General features: G+C 73.8%; 19 protein-coding genes. 9 read left to right on the plus strand and 10 right to left on the minus strand.

Annotation, left to right across the window (positions count from 1 at the left end):
• The 3 genes from ACWD01_RS07025 to ACWD01_RS07035 all read right to left on the minus strand — a co-directional run bounded on the left by ACWD01_RS07025 (position 1) and on the right by ACWD01_RS07035 (position 4211).
• Complete coding sequence (locus ACWD01_RS07025; RefSeq protein WP_451158913.1) at positions 1–2295, minus strand: SpoIIE family protein phosphatase; 2295 nt, start codon at positions 2293–2295, stop codon at positions 1–3.
• Between the two features lie 126 nt (positions 2296–2421).
• On the minus strand, positions 2422–3093 hold the full coding sequence (locus ACWD01_RS07030) for an endonuclease (protein WP_451158915.1): 672 nt from the start codon (positions 3091–3093) through the stop codon (positions 2422–2424).
• Positions 3090–4211 carry a baeRF2 domain-containing protein gene (locus tag ACWD01_RS07035; protein ID WP_451158917.1) on the minus strand — a complete coding sequence of 374 codons (1122 nt, stop codon included), beginning with the start codon at positions 4209–4211 and terminating at the stop codon, positions 3090–3092. The genes ACWD01_RS07030 and ACWD01_RS07035 overlap by 4 nt, the downstream gene beginning before the upstream one ends.
• A gap of 68 nt (positions 4212–4279) precedes the next feature.
• On the opposite strand from ACWD01_RS07035, the gene ACWD01_RS07040 reads away from it, so the two are divergent.
• Positions 4280–4576: a DUF6158 family protein gene (locus ACWD01_RS07040; RefSeq protein ID WP_451158919.1), complete on the plus strand. Its 297-nt coding sequence runs from the start codon at positions 4280–4282 to the stop codon at positions 4574–4576.
• Between the two features lie 138 nt (positions 4577–4714).
• On the opposite strand, the gene ACWD01_RS07045 is transcribed toward ACWD01_RS07040, so the two are convergent.
• The 5 genes from ACWD01_RS07045 to ACWD01_RS07065 form a co-directional block, all read right to left on the minus strand.
• Entirely contained in the window at positions 4715–5284 is a 570-nt protein-coding gene (locus ACWD01_RS07045) for a type 1 glutamine amidotransferase domain-containing protein (protein WP_451158921.1), read from the minus strand.
• A gap of 2 nt (positions 5285–5286) precedes the next feature.
• Positions 5287–5715 (minus strand): CBS domain-containing protein, encoded by a 429-nt coding sequence (locus ACWD01_RS07050; RefSeq protein ID WP_451158923.1) that lies wholly within the window; start codon positions 5713–5715, stop codon positions 5287–5289.
• A 240-nt stretch (positions 5716–5955) separates the two neighbouring features.
• Positions 5956–6942 carry a methylmalonyl Co-A mutase-associated GTPase MeaB gene (gene meaB, locus ACWD01_RS07055; protein ID WP_451158925.1) on the minus strand — a complete coding sequence of 329 codons (987 nt, stop codon included), beginning with the start codon at positions 6940–6942 and terminating at the stop codon, positions 5956–5958.
• Between the two features lie 4 nt (positions 6943–6946).
• Entirely contained in the window at positions 6947–9154 is a 2208-nt protein-coding gene (scpA, locus tag ACWD01_RS07060) for a methylmalonyl-CoA mutase (protein WP_451158927.1), read from the minus strand.
• Positions 9154–11037 (minus strand): methylmalonyl-CoA mutase family protein, encoded by a 1884-nt coding sequence (locus ACWD01_RS07065; RefSeq protein ID WP_451158929.1) that lies wholly within the window; start codon positions 11035–11037, stop codon positions 9154–9156. The genes scpA and ACWD01_RS07065 overlap by 1 nt, the downstream gene beginning before the upstream one ends.
• Positions 11038–11242: 205 nt before the next feature.
• On the opposite strand from ACWD01_RS07065, the gene ACWD01_RS07070 reads away from it, so the two are divergent.
• From ACWD01_RS07070 to ligD, 4 genes are all read left to right on the plus strand, one after another.
• Positions 11243–11467 carry a DUF6458 family protein gene (locus ACWD01_RS07070; RefSeq protein ID WP_356896187.1) on the plus strand — a complete coding sequence of 75 codons (225 nt, stop codon included), beginning with the start codon at positions 11243–11245 and terminating at the stop codon, positions 11465–11467.
• A gap of 110 nt (positions 11468–11577) precedes the next feature.
• Positions 11578–12906: an NAD(P)/FAD-dependent oxidoreductase gene (locus tag ACWD01_RS07075; RefSeq protein WP_451158932.1), complete on the plus strand. Its 1329-nt coding sequence runs from the start codon at positions 11578–11580 to the stop codon at positions 12904–12906.
• Position 12907: 1 nt separating this feature from the next.
• Positions 12908–14755 carry a transketolase gene (locus ACWD01_RS07080; protein ID WP_451158934.1) on the plus strand — a complete coding sequence of 616 codons (1848 nt, stop codon included), beginning with the start codon at positions 12908–12910 and terminating at the stop codon, positions 14753–14755.
• Between the two features lie 68 nt (positions 14756–14823).
• Entirely contained in the window at positions 14824–15777 is a 954-nt protein-coding gene (ligD, locus tag ACWD01_RS07085) for a non-homologous end-joining DNA ligase (protein ID WP_451158936.1), read from the plus strand.
• A gap of 21 nt (positions 15778–15798) precedes the next feature.
• Here ligD and ACWD01_RS07090 read toward each other — a convergent pair whose 3' ends face one another.
• Positions 15799–15969, minus strand: a complete 171-nt coding sequence (locus tag ACWD01_RS07090; RefSeq protein ID WP_451158938.1) for a hydrophobic protein — start codon at positions 15967–15969, stop codon at positions 15799–15801.
• Positions 15970–16045: 76 nt separating this feature from the next.
• On the opposite strand from ACWD01_RS07090, the gene ACWD01_RS07095 reads away from it, so the two are divergent.
• From ACWD01_RS07095 to ACWD01_RS07110, 4 genes are all read left to right on the plus strand, one after another.
• Positions 16046–16558, plus strand: a complete 513-nt coding sequence (locus ACWD01_RS07095) for a DUF6328 family protein (RefSeq protein WP_451158940.1) — start codon at positions 16046–16048, stop codon at positions 16556–16558.
• 116 nt (positions 16559–16674) lie between these two features.
• Complete coding sequence (locus tag ACWD01_RS07100) at positions 16675–17307, plus strand: LAETG motif-containing sortase-dependent surface protein (RefSeq protein WP_451158942.1); 633 nt, start codon at positions 16675–16677, stop codon at positions 17305–17307.
• A gap of 351 nt (positions 17308–17658) precedes the next feature.
• Positions 17659–21135, plus strand: coding sequence for a phosphodiester glycosidase family protein (locus tag ACWD01_RS07105; protein WP_451158944.1), 3477 nt, complete (start codon positions 17659–17661; stop codon positions 21133–21135).
• A gap of 555 nt (positions 21136–21690) precedes the next feature.
• Positions 21691–23766: a SpoIIE family protein phosphatase gene (locus ACWD01_RS07110; protein WP_451159383.1), complete on the plus strand. Its 2076-nt coding sequence runs from the start codon at positions 21691–21693 to the stop codon at positions 23764–23766.
• 16 nt (positions 23767–23782) lie between these two features.
• Here ACWD01_RS07110 and ACWD01_RS07115 read toward each other — a convergent pair whose 3' ends face one another.
• Positions 23783–24853: an enoyl-CoA hydratase/isomerase family protein gene (locus ACWD01_RS07115; RefSeq protein ID WP_451158946.1), complete on the minus strand. Its 1071-nt coding sequence runs from the start codon at positions 24851–24853 to the stop codon at positions 23783–23785.
• Positions 24854–24981: the final 128 nt, after the last annotated feature.

Here is a 24981-nt window from a genome sequence, read left to right on the forward strand (position 1 = left end):
TCAGTCGATACGGACCGCGATGAGACTCGTGTCGTCGTCGGTGTCCCCGGTGGCCGTGCTCAGCAGCCGGTCCACCTGCGCCTCCACCTCGCGGTCCGGGAGCTGCTCCGCCATCTGCCGCAGCGCCGCCAGCCCCTCGTCCAGGCCGTCGTGACGCCGCTCGATCAGACCGTCCGTGTAGAGCAGGAGCGTGTCACCCGGGGCCAGTTGCGTCGTCGCCTCCCCGTAGACCGGCGCGTGCACGGCGCCGAGCAGAATGTCCTGCGGCGGCTCCAGGAGCGTCGCCCTGCCACCGCGCAGCAGCAGGATCGGCAGATGGCCCGCGCTCGCCCAGCGCAGGACGCGGTCCTCGGGGTCGTACATCGCGCACAGCGCCGTGGCGGTGGGATGACCCGCCGTGTGCAGCGTCACCTCGTTCAGCAGCCCCATCAGACGCCCGGGGGACTGGCCGGTGAAGGCCAGCCCGCGCAGCGCATTGCGCAGGGCGATCATGCCGGTGACCGAGTCGATGCCGTGGCCGGCGATGTCGCCGACCGCCATCAGCACCCTGCCGTCGGGCAGCGGCAGGATGTCGTACCAGTCGCCGCCCACCCGGTACTCCTGCGCCGCCGGGCGGTAGCGGGCCGCCGCGCTCAGACCGGGCAGCCGGGCGGGCGACGGCATCTCCGGCACGATCGCCTGCTGGAGCTGGAGCACCAGCCGGTGCCGCAGCGTCGCCTGCGCCCTGACCGCCGTGAGCTGGTCGAACGTCGCCGTGAGCGCCACCTCGGTGTGGTACTCGGCCGAGATGTCCTGATAGACGCCGGTGATCCCGGACAGGGCCTCCCCGTGCAGCAGCGGCTCCGCGGCGATCCGCACATGACGCAGCCCGCCGTCCTCGCGGAGCACCCGTACGACGGCGGCGGCGCCCTTGCGCCGCTCCAGCAGGTCGGTGAGGAGCTCGGCCAGCTCACCCGAGTCGTCGGGGTGCACCCGCGGCCCCAGTTCGGTGAGCGGGAACGGCGCCGCACCGTGGCCCATCCCGAAGATCGCGTACGTCTGCTCCGTCCACGTCGAACGCCCGGTGCCCAGATAGTCCTCGAACAGCGCCAGGCCCTGCAGCCGCCCGACGGCGCGACCCACCGCCGTGCGGCGGTCGCTGTACGTGTGCCACAGCACGACCGTGCGGTCCGCGCCCGCCGGCAGCACCCGCAGATCCAGCAGCGGCCCGCCGGAGCCCGCCCCGTGCTCCGCGGGCAGCCGCGCCGCCCGCTGCGTGGAGGAGGCGTAGTGCGCCCGCCTGGCCATGGCGTCGAGGTCGGCGTGGATCAGCGGGAACGCGGCCTCGACCGGCCGTCCCACGGCCCGCCGGGAGCCGCCGAGCGCCTCGCCCGCCGACGCGTTGACATGTTCGACCAGCAGGGCCGAGGTGTGCGGGTCGCGCCTCAGGGTCATCGCGGGGTGGACCAGGGTATCGAGCAGGTCGTCCAGCGCGGGCTCCTCGGAGAGCGGCGACGCCTCGGCGCCCAGCACCCGGGCCGCGACCTCGACCAGGCCCGTGAGCGCGGCCCGGAGCCGTTCGTCCAGATCGGCGCTGTCCGGCCAGACGGCCAGCGCCAGCCCCATCGTCCGCCCCCGCAGCCGCAGCGGGAACAGCGCGCGGGCCGCCCGGTCGGACGGGCCGGGCAGCAGCTCCCCTGCCGACGGGCCCGTCGGCAGCCACACCGGAGCGCCGTCCGCGAAGGCCGCGCGGACCGGTGCGGGAGCGGCCGGGGGGATCCAGCGCCACTGCGACGCCTCCAGGGCGCTCACCCCGGCGTGCCCGGCGAGCCGCAGACAGCCGGACCCCGTCAGCCGCCACAGCCACAGGGACTCCACGCCCAGCGGCCCCAGCCCGCCTTCGAGCAGCGTGGCCGCGCCGGTGGACACGGAGTCGGCCGCCTCGGCTGCGGTGACCACCTGACGCAGCCGGCGCTCCTCGGCGTACGGCGGAAGTCCGTCACCGTGCGCCTCCTCCGCCGAGCCCGGCGGCGCGGCGGGCGCGGTGACGGTGACGGCCCCGGCGACACCGTTCACGAGGTCGGCGGCGATGTCCTCGAGACTCACGGCGCCCGACTCGGCGAGCCGGGCGAGATGCTCGCCGGCCTCCGACGGTGAGGTGCGCAGCTGCGCCGCGAGGATCCCGGTGGCCAGATCCGTCAGATGACGGCGGGAGAGCTCCTCGCGCAGTGCGGTGTTCTCCTCGCTGAGGCGGACGATCAGCGCTCTGGGCTCGCGCTGTCCGCCGTCCGCCGGGGCGGGGTCCTGGGAAGGCATGATCAGGACCACCCCCATCTCGAGCAGTCGGGCGAACGGACCGGTGGGTGATCGCGCCCGTCAGATTTTACGCGCGCGGCCGCCGCCCGGCAGAAGCGCGGAGAGCACGGGGCACGGCCGGCGGAATCAGGCCGCCGCGTGCTGTTTCGCCGACTCCACCACGTCCTTGTCGAGCGCGGCGCGCACCAGGCCGGCCGCCAGATGCGCCGCGTCGGAGTCGTCCGCGAGCTTCAGCAGCGTGCCGGGATCGTCGCCGACCCCCAGCCGGCGGGCGCCCTGGAGGGCCTTCTCGTCCAGCAGCGGCCCGGCCTCCGGCCACACCGACTGGGCCTCCCGCAGAAAGATGTCCGCCCCGGCGGGCCCGATCCCCGGGACCTCCCGCAACAGGCCGCGCAGCTCGTCCACGTCGCCGCCGGCCCGCTCCCGCATCCGGCGCAGATCGCCGCCGTACCGTTCGATCAGCAGCTCCGCCCCTTCGCCCAGCTGGGTGGCCGTGCGCTCGTCGTAACGGCGGTAGCCGCCGCGGCCAAGGGCGTCGACACGGTCCTGCCACGAGGCGTCCCGCATCGCCTGCGGGCTGCGCATCCCGGCATCGCTCAGCTCGCGGGCGGCGGCGACCGCCACCGACGCGCGGATACGGGCGCTCAGCAGGTGGGCGAGCACCAGCAGCCGGTACAGCGGCTGCGGGGTGTCGCGGAGATTGATCCCGGCCTCTTCCGCGTACGTGCGGCCGTGGTCGTCGAGGAGCGCGTGGAGCACCGCCCGCTGCTGCTCGTCCCCGGTCCTGCGGGGGTTCATGGCCGTTCCATCTCCCCGTACGGCCAGCGCAGCAGCGCGCCCAGACCGCCCGCCGGGGTGTCGTCGCCGGCCGGCGGCAGGCTCTGCGCCTCCGCGCCGGTCACCACGGCGGACCGCAGCAGCGCGTCGTCCGCGCGGGCCGCCGCCGGCTGCGTGTCGCCCAGGTACTGCGTCTCGGAACGGCGTAGGGCCAGCTGGTCGGGCTCGGCGCCGACCCAGACCTCGCGGTGCGTGTCCGGCCCGTCGGGCCGTACGAGCAGCTCGGCGATCCGGTGCTCGCGCGCCGCCTCCACCAGGGCGGGCACGCCCTCGGCCTTCGCGTCGTGGGCGGAGCGGAACCGGTCCAGCTCTTCCTCGGCCCTGCGGAGCATGTGCTCGTGCCGGGCGTTCTCCAGTTCCTCGTCGAGCAGCCGGGTCGTGGAGCCCTCGGCCCGGCCGCCGTGCTCGGACTCCACCGCGCGGCCGTGCAGGGGCTGGGGCAGCTTGCCGTGCACGGCCCGGCGCATCCGCGGATCGCCGACCAGCACGATCAGATCGGCGCGGACGTCCTCGTCGCAGGCGGCGATCGCGGCCGCGACCTCACCGGCGTTCTCCTCCCAGGTGTTCTCGACGCTCTGCTGGAAGTGCCGCTCCGACCAGTCGTCCCGCCCGGTCCGGTGCAGCGGCCAGTCCTTGCCGTGGGCCTCGCCGGCGTTCCTGCTGCCGAGCGGCGTACGGACCTCCAGATCGGCGCCCGTCCGGTCGATGTAGGCGACGAGACACACCGGTTCCTGGGCCGCGAGGTCGAGCAGCGGCGACACGTGCGGCAGCGCGGACCACTGCACGTCGACGGGGGCCGGCGGGTGGGTCGCCAGGGGCGGATCGAGGACCACCCGTCCGGCGGTGGCGAACACGGCCCGCCCCGCCCCGTGGGTGGGCCCGGGACGTGACATCAGCGCGTCGTACACAGCGCGCCCGGTCGCGTCGTCGGCTCCCTGGCGGGCGAGGGATTCGCACACGTCACGGGCCTGGAGCTCGCGCCGTGCGGTCGTGGACTCGTTCTCCCAGCCGGTGTCGAGATGAACACTGGCCCATGGGCCGGGACGCTCATAGAGAGGGGTGAGAAACGAGAGCTGCATGACTTCCTCCCTCGGAGGCCGGGTATCGCGCCACGAGCGGGTACCCGTCAGGCCGACCACCACACGCCATGACCAGCACGACTCGGAAGGGGACGGTCGCCGTGAACGAGAACGCGAACGACAGCGGGAGCGAGCACCGGCACAAGGGCGTCGACCCGGCGCAGCTCGGCGACCAGGACCTGCTGCGGGAACTGGAGACGATCCACCGCAGCCGGCACGACACGCTGCTCTACGGTTCGGCCGCCGCCCTGGCGGCGCACAACGTGCGGATGGCGGAGCTGGAGGGCGAGTATCTGCGGCGCCACCCGGTGCGGCCCGTCGCACCGGGCCGCACCCGGGCCGGGGCGCGGTCGCGGCAGCCGTGAGCGTGGGCCGGCGCGGGGTCGCGGCCGCGGGCGTGAGCCCTTGCGTGGTCGCGGTCGTGCGCCTGGGAACGCGGGCCGGGGCGGGCGCGTGCCGCGCCCGCCCCGGCGACCCGCCGTGACGTCCTCGTCAGGGACCGCTCAGCGGCTCGCGCCCGCGCCTGCTTCCGCGCCGGCGAACTTGGCGAACTCCGCGGTGAACGTCTCGCAGAACGCCTCGAGATCGCCCGGCTTGCGGCTGGTGATCAGCGTGCTGCGCGCGCCGTCGTCGACCCGGACCTTCTCGTCCACCCAGTCGGCGCCCGCGTTGCGCAGGTCCGTGCGCAGACTCGGCCAGGACGTCATGGTGCGGCCGCGCACCACGTCCGCCTCGATCAGCGTCCACGGCGCGTGGCAGATCGCCGCGACCGGCTTGCCCGCGTCGAAGAACGCCTTCACGAACGCGATGGCGTCCTTGTCCATCCGCAGCGCGTCGGGGTTGGCGACGCCGCCGGGCAGCACCAGGGCGCCGAACTCGTCCACCGAGGCGTCGGCGGCCACCTGGTCGACGGGGAAGGTGTCCGCCTTGTCGAGGTGGTTGAACGCCTGCACCCGGCCGGAACTCGTCGACACCAGCTGCGGTTCGTCACCGGAGTCCGTCACCGCCTGCCACGGCTCGGTGAGTTCGACCTGCTCGACCCCTTCCGGGGCCGTCAGAAACGCGACCTTCATGATCAGCTCCTTTCGTTGTTGCTCTCGGCCAGACTGATCTCCGCCAGTGCCGAGCCGGGATCCTGGGCGGCGGCCAGATCACCGATGCTCACCACCCCGAGCGGGCGGCCGTCCTCCACCACCGGCAGCCGGCGCACCGCATGGGTGCGCATCAGCCGCACGGCCGACGCCACCGAGTCCTCAGGGGTCACGCACACGGGATCGGGGGTGCACGCCGAGGCGGCGCTGACCCCGACGGGATCGGCTCCCTCGGCCACCGAGCGGAGGGTGATGTCCCGGTCCGTGAGCACGCCGACCACGCGGTCGCCGTCGGCGACCAGGACGTCTCCGATGTCCAGGTCCCGCATCAGCCGGGCCGCCTCGACCAGTGAGGCGTCCGGCCGGACCGCCGCCACACCGGCCGTCATGACTTCTCTCACGATCTCTGCCATCGCTGCTCGCCTTCCAGTGGTGGTGCCTGCCGGCCCGTTCCGGGCGGCTGCCGCGCCCCGGGTACCCGGTCGACCGGCCGTGACACGGGAGAACGGCCGCTTCGGACGGCGATTTCGCGAGGCGATGTTTGGGGCGGCGGGAGGCGGGGACCCGGAGATCGGCCGAGCGGCCATGGGATGGGAGAACGGGCCGGGCACAGAGGATCGGCGGACCTCCGTGCCCGGCCCGCCCCATGCCCCTCAGCGCATGCCGAAGGCGTCCAGGATGCGTTCGGCCGCGAGCGAGGCGGTCAACTCGCCGTCCCGCACTCGCTGTTCGAGACCGGGCGCCAGCTCCCGTACGCCGGGATGCCGGCGCAGCCGGTCCCGCAGGGTGTCGTGGACCATCGCCCACGTCCACTCGATCTGCTGCTCGCGGCGCTTGGCGTCGAGCGCGCCCGCCGCCGACAGCACCGCGCGGTGCTGCTCCAGCCGGTCCCACACCGTGTCGAGTCCGCTGCCCTCGCGGGCGCTGCACGACAGCACCGGCGGGGTCCACGCGGCGTCCGGCGGGTTCATCAGCCGCAGCGCACCGGCCAGTTCACGGGCCGCCGAGCGGGCGTCCCGCTCGTGCGGGCCGTCGGCCTTGTTGACCGCGACGACGTCGGCCAGCTCCAGCACGCCCTTCTTGATGCCCTGCAACTGGTCGCCGGTGCGGGCGAGGCTGAGCAGCAGGAACGAGTCGACCATGCCCGCGACGGCGGTCTCCGACTGGCCGACGCCGACCGTCTCGACGAGCACCACGTCATAGCCCGCGGCCTCCATCACGACCATCGTCTCCCGCGTGGCCCTGGCGACGCCGCCCAGCGTTCCGGAGCTGGGGGAGGGGCGTACGAACGCCGCCGGGTCCACCGCCAGGCGCTCCATGCGGGTCTTGTCGCCCAGGATCGAGCCGCCGGTGCGGCTGGACGACGGGTCGACGGCGAGGACCGCCACCCGGTGGCCGAGCCCGGTGAGCATCGAGCCGAGCGCGTCGATGAACGTCGACTTGCCGACCCCGGGCACACCGCTGATGCCGACCCGTCTCGCGTTCCCCGCGAACGGCAGCAGCTCCGTCAGCAACCGCTGGGCGAGCACCCGGTGGTCGGGCCTGGCCGACTCCACGAGCGTGACGGCGCGGGCGATGTACGCCCGCGAACCGTCACGCACGCCCCGCACGTACGCGTCGATGTCGATCTTCGGCGGCATGGGCCTACGACTCGTGGCCGAGGGAGGCGGCCAGCGTCCGCACCAGCTCCCCGGCGGCGTCCGGGATGACGGTGCCCGGCGGGAAGACGGCCGCCGCACCGGCCGCCCGCAGCGCGGGGACGTCCTGCGGCGGGATCACACCGCCCACGACGATCATGATGTCGTCGCGTCCCTCCGCCGCCAGCTGCTCGCGCAGCGCGGGCACCAGCGTCAGATGCCCGGCGGCGAGCGACGAGACGCCGACGATGTGCACGTCCGCCTCGACGGCCTGCCGCGCCACCTCGGTCGGCGTCTGGAACAGCGGGCCGACGTCCACGTCGAAGCCGAGGTCGGCGAACGCGGTCGCGATCACCTTCTGGCCGCGGTCGTGCCCGTCCTGCCCCATCTTGGCGACCAGGATGCGCGGCCGGCGGCCCTCGTCCTGCTCGAACGCGTCGACCAGGGCACGGGTCTCGTCCACCGCCGGCGACATGCCTGCCTCGTTCCTGTAGACGCCGGAGATCGTACGGATCTGGCCGGAGTGCCTGCCGTACACCTTCTCCAGGGCGTCGGAGATCTCACCGACGGTCGCCATGGCACGGGCCGCGTCCACGGCCAGCGCCAGCAGATTGCCCTCCAGACCGTCGCCCCCCGCGGGCCCGGCCTCGGCCGCCGCCGTCAGGGCGCGCAGCGCCTCCTGGCAGGCGGCCTCGTCGCGCTCCGCGCGCAGCCGCCGCAGCTTCTCGATCTGCTGGGCGCGCACCTGGGAGTTGTCGACGCCGCGCACCTCGATCTGCTCGTCGGTCTCCACCCGGTACTTGTTCACCCCGATCACCGGCTGCCGGCCGGAGTCGATACGGGCCTGGGTGCGGGCCGCGGCCTCCTCCACCCGCAGCTTGGGGATGCCGGCGTCGATGGCCTTCGCCATGCCGCCCGCGGCCTCGATCTCCTCGATGTGCTGCCAGGCGCGCCGGGCGAGGTCGTGCGTCAGCTTCTCGACGTACGCGCTGCCGCCCCACGGGTCGATGACCCGGCAGGTGCCCGACTCCTGCTGGAGCAGCAGCTGGGTGTTGCGGGCGATCCGGGCGGAGAAGTCGGTCGGCAGCGCCAGCGCCTCGTCGAGCGCGTTGGTGTGCAGCGACTGGGTGTGGCCCTGGGTCGCGGCCATCGCCTCCACACAGGTGCGGGTGACGTTGTTGAAGACGTCCTGCGCGGTGAGCGACCACCCGGAGGTCTGCGAATGGGTGCGCAGCGACAGCGACTTGGGGTTTTTCGGGTCGAAGCCCTTCACCAGCTTCGCCCACAGCAGCCGCGCCGCCCGCAGCTTGGCGATCTCCATGAAGAAGTTCATGCCGATCGCCCAGAAGAACGACAGCCGGGGCGCGAACGAGTCCACGTCCATCCCGGCCGCGACGCCCGCCCGCAGATACTCCATGCCGTCGGCCAGCGTGTACGCCAGCTCCAGGTCGGCCGTGGCCCCGGCCTCCTGGATGTGGTAGCCGGAGATGGAGATCGAGTTGTAGCGCGGCATCTTCCGCGAGGTGTACGCGAAGATGTCGGAGATGATCCGCATCGAGGGGCCGGGCGGATAGATGTAGGTGTTGCGGACCATGAACTCCTTGAGGATGTCGTTCTGGATGGTCCCCGCCAGCTTCTCGGGCGGTACGCCCTGCTCCTCCGCGGCCACGATGTACAACGCGAGGACGGGCAGCACCGCGCCGTTCATCGTCATCGACACGCTCATGCGGTCCAGGGGGATGCCGTCGAACAGCTGCCGCATGTCGTAGATCGAGTCGATGGCCACACCGGCCATGCCGACGTCGCCGGTCACCCGCGGGTGGTCGCTGTCGTAGCCGCGGTGCGTCGGCAGGTCGAAGGCGACCGACAGGCCCTTCTGACCGGCCGCGAGATTGCGCCGGTAGAAGGCGTTCGACTCCTCTGCCGTGGAGAACCCGGCGTACTGACGGATCGTCCAGGGCTGGTTGACGTACATCGTCGGGTACGGGCCGCGCAGATACGGGGCCACGCCCGGATACGTCCCGAGGAAGTCGACGTCCGCCAGATCCCCGTCCGTGTAGAGGGGTTTGACCGCGATGCCCTCCGGCGTCTCCCACACCAGCTCACCGGGGTCCTTGCCGGTGGCCGCCCCGACGGCCGCCTGCCACTGCTCCTGATCGGCCGTCCCCGCGGCGGCGGGCCCCAGCTCGATCCCCGTGAAGTCCGGGATGCCCATCACACCACTCCGATCCGGTCGAGGGCCCCGGCGAGCACGGCGACCGCGTCGCCGCCCGCGACGACGAACTCGTCGACACCGGCCCTCTCGTACGTCTCACGCTGTTCACCGGGCCGCCCGGCGAGATACACCCGCCGCGCGCCGGCCGCCTTCAGGGCCGCGGCCACCTCGGCGGCCTGCTCCGCGTAGAGCGCGTCGCTGGAGCAGAGGCACGCCACGGCGGCGCCGCTCGCCGTGAACGCCGCGGCGGCCGAGGCCGCGTCGACGCTCACCGGGTCCTGCACCGGTTCGATGCCGCCCGCCTGGAAGAGGTTGGCCGCGAAACCCGCCCGCGCGGTGTGCGCGGCGGCCGGGCCGAGCGCCGCGAGGAACACCCTGGGCCGGGCGCCCGTCGCCGCCAGATGCGCGTCGGAGCGGGCCCGCAGGGCCTCGAACGCCTCGTCGCGGCGGACCACGGGAAGGCCGCCGGCGGGCCGCCCGGGAGCCGGGTCGCGCTCCACCGGCGCCTGCTCCAGCAGCGGGAACTCGCTGACGCCGGTGACCGGTTCACGGCGGCTGGCCAGCCTGCGGCGGCGGGCCTCCCACGCGGCGCCGATCCGCTCCCCGATCAGGCCGTCGCGCAGCGCGGCGGCCTGGCCGCCGGCCCGCTCGATCTCCTGGAACCACGACCAGGCCGCCTGCGCGAGCTCCTCGGTGAGCTGTTCCACGTACCAGGAGCCGCCCGCCGGGTCCACGACCCGGCCCAGATGCGACTCCTCGACCAGGATCGTCGACGTGTTGCGGGCGATGCGGCGCGCGAACGCGTCCGGCAGGCCCAGCGCGTGGTCGAACGGCAGCACGGTCACCGCGTCGGCTCCGCCGACGCCCGCGGCCAGCGAGGCGACCGTCGTGCGCAGCATGTTCACCCAGGGGTCGCGCCGCGCCATCATCACCGTCGACGTCACCGCGTGCTGGCGCTGCGCCCCGGCCGGACCGGCCGCACCGCACACCTCGGCCACCCGCGACCACAGCCGCCGTGCCGCCCGCAGCTTGGCGATCGTCAGGAACTGGTCGGCGGTGGCCGCGTACCGGAACTCCAGCTGCCCGCAGGCCGCCTCCGCGTCCAGCCCCGCGCCGGTCAGCTCACGCAGCCACCGGACGCCGGTCGCCAGCGAGCAGCCCAGTTCCTGGGCCGCGCTCGCCCCGGCCTCGTGGTACGGGAGCGCGTCGACGCTGATCGCGCGCAGATTCGGGTACGACCGGTGGCACAGGGCGGCGAGTTCGGCCGCCGCGGCGATACCGCCCTCGATGTCCGTGTGGCGGCCGGTGCGCGCGGCATGGCCGAGCGGGTCCGCGCCGAGACGGCCGAGCGCCGCCTCCGGGGCCACGCCGCGCTTCTCGTACAGGCCGAGCAGTTCGCGCGCCGCCGCGTCGAAGGCGCCGCCCGCGTCGAGCACCACGGGAGCCAGGTCCAGATGGACGCCGTCCAGTGCCGTGTCCAGGTCCGCCACGGGTACGCCGGCGTCGCCGACGGCCAGCCACACCGAGGCTGCGCCGTTCTCCAGGTCGGCGAGCACCGCCTCGTTCGTCCGGGCCGCGTCGGGCCGCTCGTGGCGCTGGCGTACGTCCCAGCCCGCCACGGCGCCGCCGTGCGGGGTGCCGCCGCGGGTGAAGGGCGCGAAGCCCGGGAATCCGGCAGGGTGCGCGCCGTCGCCGGCCGTGTAGAGCGGGCGGGTGGTGATCCCGTCCTCCAGGGCCGTGGACAGCGCGTCCTCGGCCGCCGGCCCCGCCGCGTCCTTGCCTGCCTTGCGCAGCACGCCTTCGACCAGGCGCTGCCACTGCTCGTGGTCCGCATCCGGGAATTCGGCGGCCAGTGAGAACCCGTCATCGGGAAGGACCGTCATGCCACGGATCGTAGTCAGCCACCGAGAGTCACAGCAGGGCGGAGAGCTGTGACTTTGCCCTCGCCGGCTGCTCTTGATCCATTGGCCGCCGTGCCCTAACCGGAACCCGTCCCCGAGGGGCAGTGCCCGGTCCCCCCATGCATGGCCCTACCTCGGGCGGGTACCCGCAACCGGACCATCCGACCTACAGAGACAGGTGAGACACATGGGTCTTGGCGGATGCATCATCCTGATCGCCGCCGGAGCGATCCTCACGTTCGCGACCGACTGGGAGGTGCAGGGCGCCAACCTCGACGTCATCGGTCTGATCCTGATGGCCGTCGGCATCATCGGCGTCGCGACCTTCACCAGCATCGCCCGGCGCAGGCGCGTGGTCGTGCCGCCCTCCACGCCGGTCGTCGAGGACCCCCACCGCCGCACCTACGAGTGACGCGGCCGGGCCCGGCCCCTGGTTTGGCGACCGGGGGCCACGGGCACCCGGGACCCGCACTCGACGTGCATATTCCGTATCCATCCCCGAGTTCGCGGACGGAGCCGATCGTGAGCCGTTCCCGAGTCGTGGTCGTCGGAGCCGGGTTCGCCGGCTTCCAGGCGGCGCGCACGCTCAGCCGGACCCTGCGGGACAAGGCAGAGGTGGTCCTGCTCAACCCGACCGACTACTTCCTCTACCTGCCGCTGCTTCCGCAGGTGGCGGCCGGAATCCTCGAACCGCGCCGGGTCACGGTCTCCCTGCCCGGCGCACTGCCGCGGGTCCGCCTGGTGCTCGGCCAGGCCACCGGGATCGACCTGGCCGGCCGGCAGGTCCACTACGAAGGACCCGAGGGCGGTACGGGCCGGCTCACGTACGACCGGCTCGTCCTGGCCGTCGGCAGCGTGAACAAACTGCTGCCCGTGCCCGGCATCACCGAACACGCCCACGGCTTCCGCAGCCTGCCGGAAGCGCTCTACCTCAGGGACCACCTCACCCGCCAGATGGAACTCTCCGCCTCGGCGGACAGCGCCGCGGAACGCACCGCCCGGCGGACTTTCGTCGTCGTCGGAGCGGGCTACACCGGAACCGAAGTCGCCGCCCAGGGCGCGCTGTTCACCCGGGCGCTGGCGGACCGGCAGCGCGTCGGGCACATCGGCGTCCGGCCGCGCTGGATCCTGGTCGACATCGCCGACCGGGTACTGCCCGAACTGGACAGCAGGCTCTCCGACACCGCCGACCGGGTGCTGCGCGAACGGGGCGTCGAGATCCGCACCAACACCTCCGTCAAGGAGGCCACGGCGACCGGGGCCCTGCTCGACGACGGCGACGACATCGCCACCCACACCCTGGTCTGGTGCGTCGGCGTGCGCCCCGACCCCCTCGTCTCCGGCGTGGGGCTGCCGGTCGAGCGCGGCCGGCTGGTCGTCGACTCCCGGCTCACCGTCCCCGGCCACCCCGAAGTCTTCGCCTGCGGCGACGCCGCCGCGGTCCCCGACGTCACCCGGCCCGGCGAGTACACGCCGATGACGGCGCAGCACGCCTCGCGGCAGGGCAGGACGGCCGGCCACAACGTCGCCGCGTCGCTCGGCCGCGGCACCCCCCGCGCCTACTCGCACCACGACCGCGGCTTCGCCGTCGACCTCGGCGGCGTCAAGGCCGCCGCGAACCCCTTCGGCGTGGCGCTGTCCGGACCTCTCGCGGGTGCGGTCACCCGCGGCTACCACCTCGCGGCGATGCCCGGGAACAGGGTGCGCGTCGCCGCCGACTGGGTGCTGGACGCCGCACTGCCGCGGCAGGCGGTCCAACTGGGACTCGTGCGTTCGGGCTCGGTCCCGCTGGACACCGCCTCGCCCGAGCTGGCCCGGGTCCCGGGCGGCACCCCCTCCAAGGAGAGTTGAGATGCGCGACGAACAACTCGCCGAGCTGGCCCAGCAGTTGCGCGTCGACGCGGTACGCGCCGCCGACGCGGCAGGCTCCGGCCACCCCACCTCGTCCATGTCCGCGGCCGAACTCGCCGCCGTACTGCTGGCCCGCCATCTGCGCTACGACTTCGACCGGCCGGAACACGCCGGCAACGACCGCCTCGTGTTCTCCAAGGGCCACGCCTCACCGCTGCTGTACGCGATGTACCTCGCGGCGGGAGCCATCGACGACGAGGAGCTGCTCACCTTCCGCAAGAAGGGCAGCCGCCTCGAAGGCCACCCCACGCCGCGGCTGCCCTGGGTCGACGTCGCCACCGGATCGCTGGGACAGGGACTGCCCGTCGGCGTCGGCATGGCGCTCGCCGGCAAGCGGCTGGACGACATCCCCTACCGCGTGTGGGTGCTCTCCGGCGACAGCGAGATGGCGGAGGGCTCCGTCTGGGAGGCCGTCGAGCACGCCTCGTACGAAGGACTGGACAATCTGACCCTGCTCCTCGACGTGAACCGGCTCGGCCAGCGCGGCCCCACCCGCTTCGGCTGGGACCTCGACGCCTACGCCCGGCGGCTGCGGGCGCACGGCTGGCACACCGTCGAGACCGACGGACACGACGTCAGGGCCGTCGACGACGCACTCGCCGAGGCCACTGCCACCGTGGGCCTGCCCACCGCCGTGATCGCCCGCACGGAGAAGGGCCGCGGGGTGAGCGCCGTGCAGGACCAGGAGGGCAAGCACGGCAAGCCGCTGCCCGAGGCCGAGGAGGCGATCGCCGAACTCGGCGGGCGGCGCACCGCCCGCATCGAGGTCCAGACACCGCCCGCCGCCCGCGTGCAGCACGCCCGCCGCAGCGGCGGACTGACTCTGCCCACGTACGACAAGGGCGACGAGGTCGCCACCCGCACCGCGTACGGCGAGGCGCTGACCGCCCTTGGCGCGGCGCGCACGGACGTCGTGGCGCTCGACGCGGAGGTCGGCGACTCGACCCGGGCGGAGTTCTTCGCCAAGGAGCACCCCGACCGGTACTTCCAGTGCTACATCGCCGAACAGCAGATGGTCGCCGCGGCGGTGGGCATGCACGTCCGGGGCTACGTCCCCTTCGCGTCCACCTTCGCCGCGTTCCTGACCCGGGCCCACGACTTCGTGCGGATGGCGGCCGTCAGCCGCGCCTCCATCAACCTCGTCGGCTCCCACGCGGGCGTCGCCATCGGCCAGGACGGGCCGTCCCAGATGGGCCTGGAGGACCTGGCCATGTTCCGGTCCGTACCCGGCAGCACCGTCCTCTACCCGTGCGACGGCAACCAGACCGCCCGTCTCGTCGCCGCCATGTGCGACCTGCCGAACATCAGCTATCTGCGCACCAGCCGCTCCGACATGCCGGTCCTCTACGGCCCCGAAGAGGACTTCCCCGTCGGCGGCTCCAAGGTCCTGCGCTCCTCCCACCGCGACCGGGTCTGCGTCGTCGCCGCGGGCGTCACCGTCCACGAGGCGCTGGCCGCCGCCACCCTGCTGGACCGCGAGGGCATCCCGGTGCGGGTCCTCGACCTGTACTCGGTCAAGCCGGTCGACGGCGGCACCCTGCAACAGGCCGCCGACGACACCGGCTGCCTGCTGACCGTGGAGGACCACCGCACCGAGGGCGGCATCGGCGACGCGGTGGCCGAGGCGTTCTCCGACGGGCGTCCCATGCCACGGCTGGTACGGCTGGGGGTCAGCAACATCCCCGCCTCCGCCGCGCCCGAGGAGCAGCTGCACGCCTCCGGCATCGACGCCGAGTCGATCGCGGCGGCCGTACGCCTGCTCGTCGCGGAAGCCATGGTGCGCCCGTGACGGACCGCGAGAGCCGAAGCGGTGGTGCTCCGCCTGTGAAGGACCGCGGAAGCCGTGGTGGTGCGCCCGTGAAGGACCGCGAGACCCGTGGTGGTGCGCCCGGGAAGGAGGAGCGGACACACCCGGTCCGCGCGGGCGGACGCACCGTCCGCATCCAGCGGCCCGACAAGGTGCTCTTCCCCGACGACGGCATCACCAAGGCCGGCCTCGCCGACTACTACCGGGCGATCGCGCCCCACATGCTGCCCCATCTGCGCGACCGGCCGCTGATGCTCGAACGGCACCCCGACGGCATCGACGGGCCCCGCTTCATGCAGAAGAACACGCCGGACAGCTACCCCGACTGGGTGCGCAGGGTGGAGGTCGCGAAGGCGGACGGCGCCGTCTGCCACACGGTGTGCGACAACACGGCCACCCTGATGCACCTCGTCGACCAGGCGTGCATCACCTTCCACCGCTGGCAGTCACGCGTCCGCAGCCTGGAGAAGCCCGACCGGCTGGTGTTCGACCTGGACCCCTCGGGAGGCTCGGCGGAGGACTTCGGGAACGTACGCCGGGCCGCACGGCAGCTCGGGGAGCTCCTCGACGACCTGCGCCTCACGTCCGTGCTGATGACCACCGGCTCGCGGGGACTCCATGTGATCGTCCCGCTCGCCGGGGACATGGACTTCGACGCGACCCGTTCCTTCGCCCAGGAGGTCGCGGACACCCTCGCCGGGCGCGACCCCGACCGGCTGACCACTGCGGCGCGCAAACAGGCCAGGGGCGACCGCCTCTACCTGGACGTGCAGCGCAACGGGTACGCCCAGACGGCGGTGGTCCCCTATTCGGTGCGCGCCAGGCCCGGCGCACCGGTCGCCACGCCCATCAGCTGGGACCAGCTCGCCGACCCCGGCCTCGGGCCGCGCCGCTGGACCGTCGCCGACGCGCTCGACCAGGCCCGCACCGCGCCCTGGGGCGACGCGCTCGGCGGCCGGCGGGCACTGGGCCCGGCCGGCCGCCGACTGGCCGCCCTGCGTTAGGAGCGGCCCTTCGTTCGCCGTCTACCACCTGTACCAGCGGGAACGCCCGCCACCTGCCGCCGTCCCGCGCAGGACGAATCCCAGCAGCCAGATCACCAGCACGGCCAGAGCGATCCACCAAAGGACCTCGACCGCGAATCCGGCACCGAAAAGAAGGACGGCGAGAAGAAGAACGAGCAGGATAGGAACCATTGTCTGCACCTCCATTACGGCGGGTGCCCGCATTTTCCTGCCGCACACTGTCCGATGTGAATGGAGTCTCAGGGTGATGGACCGGATCAGGGAAAATGGTGACGGAAAGGGAAAAGGCGGTCCCGGCCGCGACGAGACGGAGGAGGAAAGGGCCGACCGGAAGTGGGCCGACCTCATCCAGGAATTGAGGGTGGCGCAGACCGGTGTGCAGATCCTCTTCGGATTCCTCTTGACCGTCGCGTTTCAGCCACGCTTCGAGCAGTTGTCCCAGACGGACCAGACGATCTACTCCGTGACCGTGATTCTGGGCGCGGCGACCACCGGGGTGCTCGTCGGACCGGTCGCCTTCCACCGGATGCTCACCGGCCGGCGGCTCAAGGCGGAGACGGTGGCCTGGGCGTCCCGCCTCACCATGCTGGGACTGGTGCTGCTGCTGTGCACCATGGCGTGCGCGCTGCTGCTGATCCTCCGCGTCGTCCTCGACGACACCATCGCGCTGTGGCTGGTCGCCGCCATGGTGGTGTGGTTCGTGGTGTGCTGGTTCGTTCTGCCCGCCTGGACCCGTGCCACCCGCCGTGGCCTGGACTGACGCTTTTTCAGCCCGCCAATCCGCGAAAGTCCCGGGGCGGTTGTGAAGCCGTGCCGCCCTGGCGGTACCGTGCGCGCACCGCCTGACCGAACGACGCGGTAATCGTGGAGGAATCAGTGACTCAGAACAGAAGAACGTGGCGGCGTGCCGGAGCGCTCATAGCCGTCGCGTCGGCCGGCGCACTCGGCGTCGGCCTTTCGGCCGCACCGGCATTCGCGCACACGCCGGTGTGGTCGGTGACCTGCGACCAGGTCAGCGTCGACCTCACGGCGTACAGCCCCACCGAGGACAACACCGTGACCATCACGGTGGACGGCAAGGACCTGCTGCCGGAGAAGACCTTCAAGAAGGAATTCCACGACGAACTGGAACTCCCGGCGCACGACAAGGAAGTCATCGTCCGCCTGATCGTCAAGGCGGGTGACGGGGACGAGTTCTCCCGCGACGAGACCAAGACCGCGCCGGTCTGCGAGGACGACACCCCGAGCCCGTCGCCGTCGACGACGCCCCCCTCGACGCCTCCCGCGCCGACCCCGAGCGTGTCCTCGCCCGCCCCCAGCGACACGCCGAGCACCACCGCGCCCGCGGCGCCGCCCGCCGCGCCGAGCACCACCGCCCCCGGCGGCGGCCTGGCCGAGACCGGAGGCTCCAGCGCCACGCCGCTGATCGCCGGTGCGGCGGCCGCCGTGATCCTGGCCGGCGGCGGCATCATGTGGGCCGCGCGCAAGCGCCGCGGCGCCCAGCACTGACGCTTACGCCGATGTGAGGTGAGGGGCGGGCGGGCCGTACGCGGCCCGCCCGCCCTTGAGCTGTTCCGCCCTGGTGCCGTCCCGGACCGGTGCCGCCCTTGTGCCGCCCGCTCGACCCGTCGAGCGGGCGGCTTCGCGTGTGACGTGACGCGGCCTTGGGCCGAACGGCGAGGCGCCGCCGGTGTCGGCGTGGTGACGTCGCATCAGCGGGCCCCGCCACGCGAAGACGCCAGGCGCCGCCCGTTCCCCTGTCCTTCACCCCGACCCTCTGGCGCGATCCTCCCGGCCCGGCGATGCTGTCCGCCGACAGCGCTTACCACGTGCTCAACCAGCCGACCTCCAGGAGTAGTTGTGGGCCTTGGCAGAGCAAGACGCACCGTCGTGCTGGCCGCGACGCTGTCCGCATTCGTGCTGGGGGCCGCCGCTCCCGCCGTCGCCGATCCCGTACCACCGCCGCCACGGGAGTCGGCCGAGATACTGCGGCCCGTCGCGCCGCCGCCCGCGAGCGACCCGGGCGGCAGCCAGGCCGCCGTCGCCGACCCCGACGGCATCGAGACCGCCCGTTCCTCGCGGCCCGTCGCGCCCGGCGTCGAACTCACCTCGTACGACCGGCTCGAGGCCGCCAAGTGGCTGCGGGTCGACACACTCTCCGTCGACCTCACCGGCGGCATACAGGCCGACTACCTGTCGTCCGGCAAGGTCACCGACCGGCACAGCGTCTCCGAACTCGCCGCCCGGCACGACCCCGGCGAGGGCCGGCGAACCGTCGCCGCCGTCAACGCCGACTTCTTCGACATCAATCAGACCGGCGCGCCGGAGGGCCCCGGCATCAAGGACGGCCGGTTCACCCACTCGCCCGCCCCCGGCGCCCACCGTGCCGTCGGCATCGGCCCGGAGGGCGCGGGACGGGTCCTGGAGCTGTACTTCGACGGCACGCTCACCGTGCCCGGCGGCGAGCACCGGCTCGGCGCGTACAACGCCGCCAACGTGCCCGCGGGCGGGATCGGCGCGTACACCTCCGCCTGGGGCGAGGCCGACCGGGCGCTCACCGTCGACGCCGCGACGCCCGTCGCCGAGGCGGTCGTCCGCGACGGCGAGGTCGTCACGGTCACCGACCGGCCGGGCACCGGGGGCGTCCCCGCCGGCGCCACCGTGCTCGTCGGGCGCGAGGCCGGGGCCGCCGTGCTCGCGGCGCTGAGGCCCGGCGATCCGGTGGGCATCGCGTACCGGCCGCGCACCGACAGCGGCCCCGTTCCGCGCACCGCCGTCGGCGGCCGCGAACTCCTCGTCGTCGACGGCGTGCCGCAGAGCCACGACGGCGCCGGCAACAACACCGCCGCGCCGCGCACCGCCGTCGGATTCTCCGCGGACGGCCGGACCATGCACATCATCACCGTCGACGGCCGGCAGGCCGACAGCGGCGGAGTCACCCTCACCGAACTCGGCCGGATGATGCGGAAGGCCGGCGCGCACAACGCGCTCAACCTCGACGGCGGCGGCTCCTCCACCCTCGTCGCCCGCGACGTGGGCAGCGACGCGTTCCGGGTGGAGAACAGCCCCTCCGACGGCAGCGAGCGCGAGGTCCCCAACGGCCTCGCCCTCACCGCCCCCGCCGGCAGCGGGCAGCTGCACGGCTACCGGGTCGAGACCGCCGTCCCCGCCCTGGCCGCGCCGACCGCGGACCCGGTCGTGGGCGGTCACCCGGAGCGGGTGTTCCCCGGACTCACCCGCAGGCTCACCGCCGCCGGCCACGACGAGACGTACGGCCCCGCCGCGGGCGACCCGCGCTGGCGGTCCCTGCGGCCCTCGGTCGGCCAGGTCGACGGCGACGGCGTCTTCCGGGCCCGGCACAGCGGCACCACCGCGGTCCGCGCCGAACGGGGCGCCGCCCACGGCAGCATCCGCCTCACCGTGCTCGACGACCTCGCCCGCATCGAACCGACCGGCCGCCGCGTCTCCCTCGCGGACTCCGGCGCCACCGGCACGTTCGGCATCCTCGGCCTGGACGCCCAGGGCAACAGCGCGCCCGTCGAACCCGGCGACGTACGGCTCGACTACGACCACGGCCTGTTCGACGTCCGCGACGACGGCCGCGGCGCCTTCACCGTGGCCGCGCGCGGCCACGCCGGCACCGCCGGGCTGATCACCGCCACCGTCGGCGACGCGCGCACCGTGCTCGCCGTCAGCGTCGGCCTCGCCCAGCAGGGTGTCACCGGCTTCGACGACGCCGGGTCCTGGACCTTCAGCCAGGCCCGGGCGAGCGGCTCCGTCGCGGCCGTGCCCGACGGACTGGACGGCACCGGCCTCGAACTCTCCTACGACTTCACCAGGTCGACCGCGACCAGGGCCGCCTACGCCAACCCGCCGCGGCGGATCGCGGTCGCCGGCCAGCCGCAGTCCTTCACCCTCTGGATCAAGGGCGACGGCAACGGCGCCTGGCCCACCCTCCACCTCAAGGACGCCGCCGGTTCCGACCAACTGCTGCGGGGCCCCTACATCACCTGGACCGGCTGGCAGCAGGTGCGGTTCGCCGTCCCGCAGGGCGCGGCGATGCCGCTGTCCGTCCACCGCTTCTACCTCGCGGAGACCGCCGCCGCCCGCCAGTACACCGGGCGGATCGTCATCGACCGGCTCGAGGCGCAGGTGCCGCCGCCGGTCTACCTGCCCGAACCTCCGACGGTCGTCGACCCGCTGATCGACCCGGCGGCCGTCACGGAGCGGCGCGACTGGCGGTTCGCCGTCATGTCCGACGCGCAGTTCGTCGCCCGCGCCCCCGACAGCCCGATTGTCGCCCAGGCCCGCCGTACGCTCCGCGAGATCAAGGCGGCCCGCCCCGACTTCCTGGTCGTCAACGGCGACCTCGTGGACGAGGGCTCGCCCGCCGACCTTGCTTTCGCCCGCCGGGTGCTCACGGAGGAACTGGGGAACGAGGTGCCCTGGTACTACGTGCCCGGCAACCACGAGGTGATGGGCGGACGGATCGACAACTTCACCGACGAGTTCGGCCCGGCGCAGCGCACCTTCGACCACCGGGGCACCCGGTTCATCACCCTCGACACCTCCAGCCTGACCCTGCGCGGCGGCGGCCTGGCCCAGATCAAGGAGCTCCGCGCCCAGCTCGACGCCGCCGCGGCCGACCGGGGCATCGGCTCCGTGATGGTCGTCGAGCACGTCCCGCCGCGCGACCCGACCGTCCAGCAGGCGAGCCGGCTCGGCGACCGCAAGGAAGCCGCGCTGATCGAGGACTGGCTCGCGGAGTTCCGCCGTACGACCGGCAAGGGCGCGGGGCTGATCGGCAGCCACGTCGGCGTCTTCCACGCCGCGCACGTCGACGGCGTGCCGTACCTCGTCAACGGCAACTCCGGCAAGGCCCCGGCCGGGCCCGCGGACGAGGGCGGCTTCACCGGCTGGTCGCTCGTCGGCGTCGACCACGTCTCGCCCGCCGAACAGGCAGCCGCGCGCCGGGCCCCGTGGAAGGCCCGGCCCGACTGGGTCTCCGTCCAGACCCGCGCCCACGTCGACGTGCTGGAGCTCGAGGCGCCCGACGTCCTGCGCCCCGGCGACACCGGCGACGCGAGGGCGACGGTCGTCCAGGGCGCACGCCGGGTCCCGGTGACGTTCCCCGTCAGCGCGGACTGGTCGGGCTCGCCGAACCTCCACATCGGCACCCCTGACGACGCCCGTGGCCACCACGTGGCGTCCTTCAACCCGACCACGGGCCACCTCACGGCCCTCCGCCCGGGGGCGTTCACCCTGGCGGTGACGGTGAACGGCACGACGAGGGAGTCGTACGCGAACGTGGTGACACCGGGGGAGGGGGTGGGGTAACGGGGGCCGGGCCCGGGCCGTTCCGGCCGGACCCAGGCCGGGCGCGTGGGCCCCGGTCAGGGGGCGTCGTGGACCCGGACCGCCCGGTCAGGGGGCGTCGAGCGCTCGTGTTGCATGGCCCGGCCGCGGCCCCCGCCCGGGCCGAGGGGTGTTGCGGGCCCGGGCCCGGCCCCTCCGGCCGGTCCCGGGAGCGTCGGGGACCCGAGCGAGAGGTAGATGAGCCCGGGCCTGGGGCTCCCTCCCACGGCCGCCGGGCCGTAGGGGGCGTTTGAGGCCGCCGCGCGCCGGGGACCGGGGGCAGCCGCCCCCGCCCCCCGGGGGCCGGGGCGGAGCCCCGGTTCCGGGAAGGGGCGGGGTGGGGGACATCCCCCTCCCCCGCCCCACCCCCGGCGTGCGGGATACCGCCCCAGCGGGCAGCCTTGGTCAGGGGCTGTCCAGCTGGGAGGTGGTCCCGTGTCCGACCGGCCCACCCCCCAGCCCGCGCCCACGCCCGTGCCGCCAACCGGCGGCCCCGGCACCGGCTCCCACCCCCTCCTCTCCCTCGCTCTCGCCGGGATGATGGACGACGTCCAGGCCCACTCCGGCGCCGTCTATCTGCTCTCCGAGGCCGAGCCGATCCTCGAGATGGCCGTCATGGCCGGCCTCCCACGCGCCTTCGCCGCCCCCTGGGAGCGGATCGCGCTGACTTCCCCGATCCCCGTCGCCGACGCCGCCCGCGGGCGGCGGCTCGTGTGGGTGCCGGACGAGGAGGACATGGCCAGGCGGTATCCCCGTATCTCCGTCGTCCTGCCGTACCCGTTCGCGCTCGCCGCGCTGCCCGTCGCCACCGCGGACGCGGTGTACGGGGCCGTCTTCGTCACCTGGCCGGGATCGCATCCGTCCGAGCTGTCGCCGTCCGAGCGCACCCTCCTGACCACCGCCTGCGACCGGCTCGCGCTGCGCCTGGAGCGCGCCGCGCAGAAGGGCCGCCGGGTCGTGCCGGAGGTCGACTTCCTCGGCACGGCGCCGATGGCGGGCACCAGCAGCGCCGTCGAGGCCGTGCAGATGGTGGCCCGGGTCCCTGACGGCATGTGCGCGCTCGACGTCAACGGCCGCGTCACCTTCGCCAACGCCGCCATGCTCGAACTCGTCGGCAGCACGTCGGACGAGCTGCTCGGCAGCCCGCTGTGGGCCACCCTGCCCTGGCTGAACGATCCGGTCTACGAGGACCACTACCGCGCGGCCCTGTTCAGCCAGCACAGCACGTCGTTCGTGGCGCTGCGCCCGCCGCAGGACTGGCTGATGTTCAGGTTCCATCCCAGCAGGAGCGGGATCAGCGTCCAGGTCACCCCGGCGGGAGCCACGGCCGGGCCGCCTGCGTCCGGGGAGCGGACCGGGCACCGGCCACCGCGTCTGGTGACCATCTCGCATCTGCTGAATCTGGCGAGTGCCCTGACGGAGGCCGTCGGCGTTTCCGACGTGGTCGAACTCGTGGCCGACGAGATCATGCCGGCCGTCGGGAGCTGCGCCCTGGTGATCCTGGCCCCCGACGGGGGACGGCTGCGCGTGCTGGGACACCGCGGATACGACGATCCGGGGATCGTCGACCGTTTCGACGGCATGCTGCTGACCGCCGCCACGCCCGGCGCCCACGCGCTGGCGACCGGGGTGCCGTCGTTCTTCGAGACGCGCGCGGAGCTCGAACGCCTGTATCCGGACCGCGGTGCCATGCCGGACCCCATGACCGCCTGGGCGTATCTGCCGCTGATCGCCTCCGGACGTCCGGTCGGCACGTGTGTCCTCGCGTACGCGCAGCCGCACCCGTTCCCGCCCGACGAGCGCGCCGTGCTCACCAGCCTCGGCGGTCTGATCGCGCAGGCCCTGGAGCGGGCCCGGCTGTACGACACCAAGCACCGCCTGGCGCACGGTCTGCAGTCCGCGCTGCTGCCGCACTCACTGCCCGCGCTGCCCGGTCTGGAGGTGGCCGCCCGCTATGTGCCCGGCACCCAGGGCATGGACATCGGCGGCGACTTCTACGACCTGATGCGGCGGAGCGGGGAGAGCGAGGTCTTCCGGGGGTCGGTGCACCCGGAGGCCGCCGCGGTCATCGGCGACGTACAGGGCCACAACGTCGCCGCCGCCGGCCTGATGGGGCAGGTGCGCACAGCGGTGCGGGCGTACACCGCGGTCGGGCAGCCGCCCGGCCGGGTCATGGCGAGCACGAACCGGCTGCTCATCGACCTGGACGCGGATCTGCTGGCGAGCTGTGTGTATCTGCATCTGGACCTGGAGCACCACCGGGTGCTGCTGGCCCGTGCGGGCCATCCGCAGCCGCTGCTGCGGGACCCGGACGGCCGGGTCCACGTCCTCGGCCTCGCCGGCGGCCCGCTGCTGGGCATCGACCCCTCGGCGGCGTATCCCACCACCGCGGTGCCGCTGCCGGCCGGGTCCGTGCTGGTGCTCTACACGGACGGGCTGATCGAGACCCCGGGCGTCGACCTCGACGACGCGCTCGCCGAGGTGGCGGGGCGGCTCGAACGGGGAGTCGGGCAGCCGCTGGAGACGCTGGTGGACACGCTGATCGGCGACCGGACGACGGTACCGAACCGCGGCGACGACATGGCCGTGCTGCTGCTGCGTCCACGGCGTTGACGTGCGCGGGGGCCGGTCACCCGGTGAGGCCGAGCCCCGGTTCGTCCGCCGGCAGCGGGGCGAAGTGCGCCGCGACCGCCGTGTCGGTGACCGCGTCGAGCCGCGCCGGTGACCACCGCGGGCTGCGGTCCTTGTCGACGACCTGCGCCCGGATGCCCTCGACCAGGTCCGGCGAGGCCAGCGCGGCGCACGAGACCCGGAACTCCTGCTCGAGGACCGGCTCCAGAGAGCCCAGCGCCCGTGCCCGGCGGATCGCGGCGAGCGTCACCTTCACGGACGTGGGGGACCTGGTCAGGATGGTCTCCGCGGCCTCCTTGGCCGCGGGCTCGCCGCACGACGACAGGCGTTCGACGATCTCCTCCGCGGAGTCCGCGGCGTAGCAGTGGTCGATCCACTCGCGGTGGGCGGCCAGCGCGGCGCCGGGCGCGGGGGCCTCGTGGCGCCGTACGGCTTCGGCGGGGGTCACGGAGGCGAGTGACGCCGAGAGGCCGGCGAGCCGCTCCGAGGGCACGAAGTGGTCGGCGAGGTCGAGGAGCAGCGCGTCGCCCGCGCCGACCGCCTCGCCGGTGAGCGCCAGGTGGGTACCCAGTTCGCCCGGTGCCCGCGCCAGCAGATGGGTGCCGCCGACGTCCGGCACGAAGCCGATTCCGGTCTCGGGCATGGCGATCCGGGAGCGTTCGGTGACGATCCGGACGCTGCCGTGGGCGGACACGCCGACGCCGCCGCCCATCACGATGCCGTCCATGAGGGCGACGTACGGCTTCGGGTAGCGGGCGATGCGGGCGTTGAGCCGGTACTCGTCGCGCCAGAAGTCCACCGACGCCCGTCCGCCGGCGCGCGCGTCGTCGTGGATGGCGCGGATGTCGCCGCCGGCGCACAGCCCGCGCTCGCCGGCCCCGGTGATCACCACGGACTGGACGGCGTCGTCGTGCTCCCAGGCGTCGAGCGCCGCGTGGACGGCGCGCACCATCGGGTGGGTGAGCGCGTTGATGGCGCGGGGGCGGTTGAGCGTGAGGTACCCGGCGCGGCCTTCGGTGCGCAGCAGTACGGCGTCGTCGTTCGGTGGTACGGAGCCGTCGGGGGCCATCGCTTCGTCCTTCCGGATGCGGATCTTGCGGTTCCATCCTGGCGCACGGGTGGCCGGTCGCCGTCCGCCCCCTTCCCCTTCAGTCCGACCGGTCGGTATGTTCCGCGGAGGACGAGGCGACGGAGGCC

The organism is Streptomyces sp. NPDC002835 (assembly GCF_053591995.1).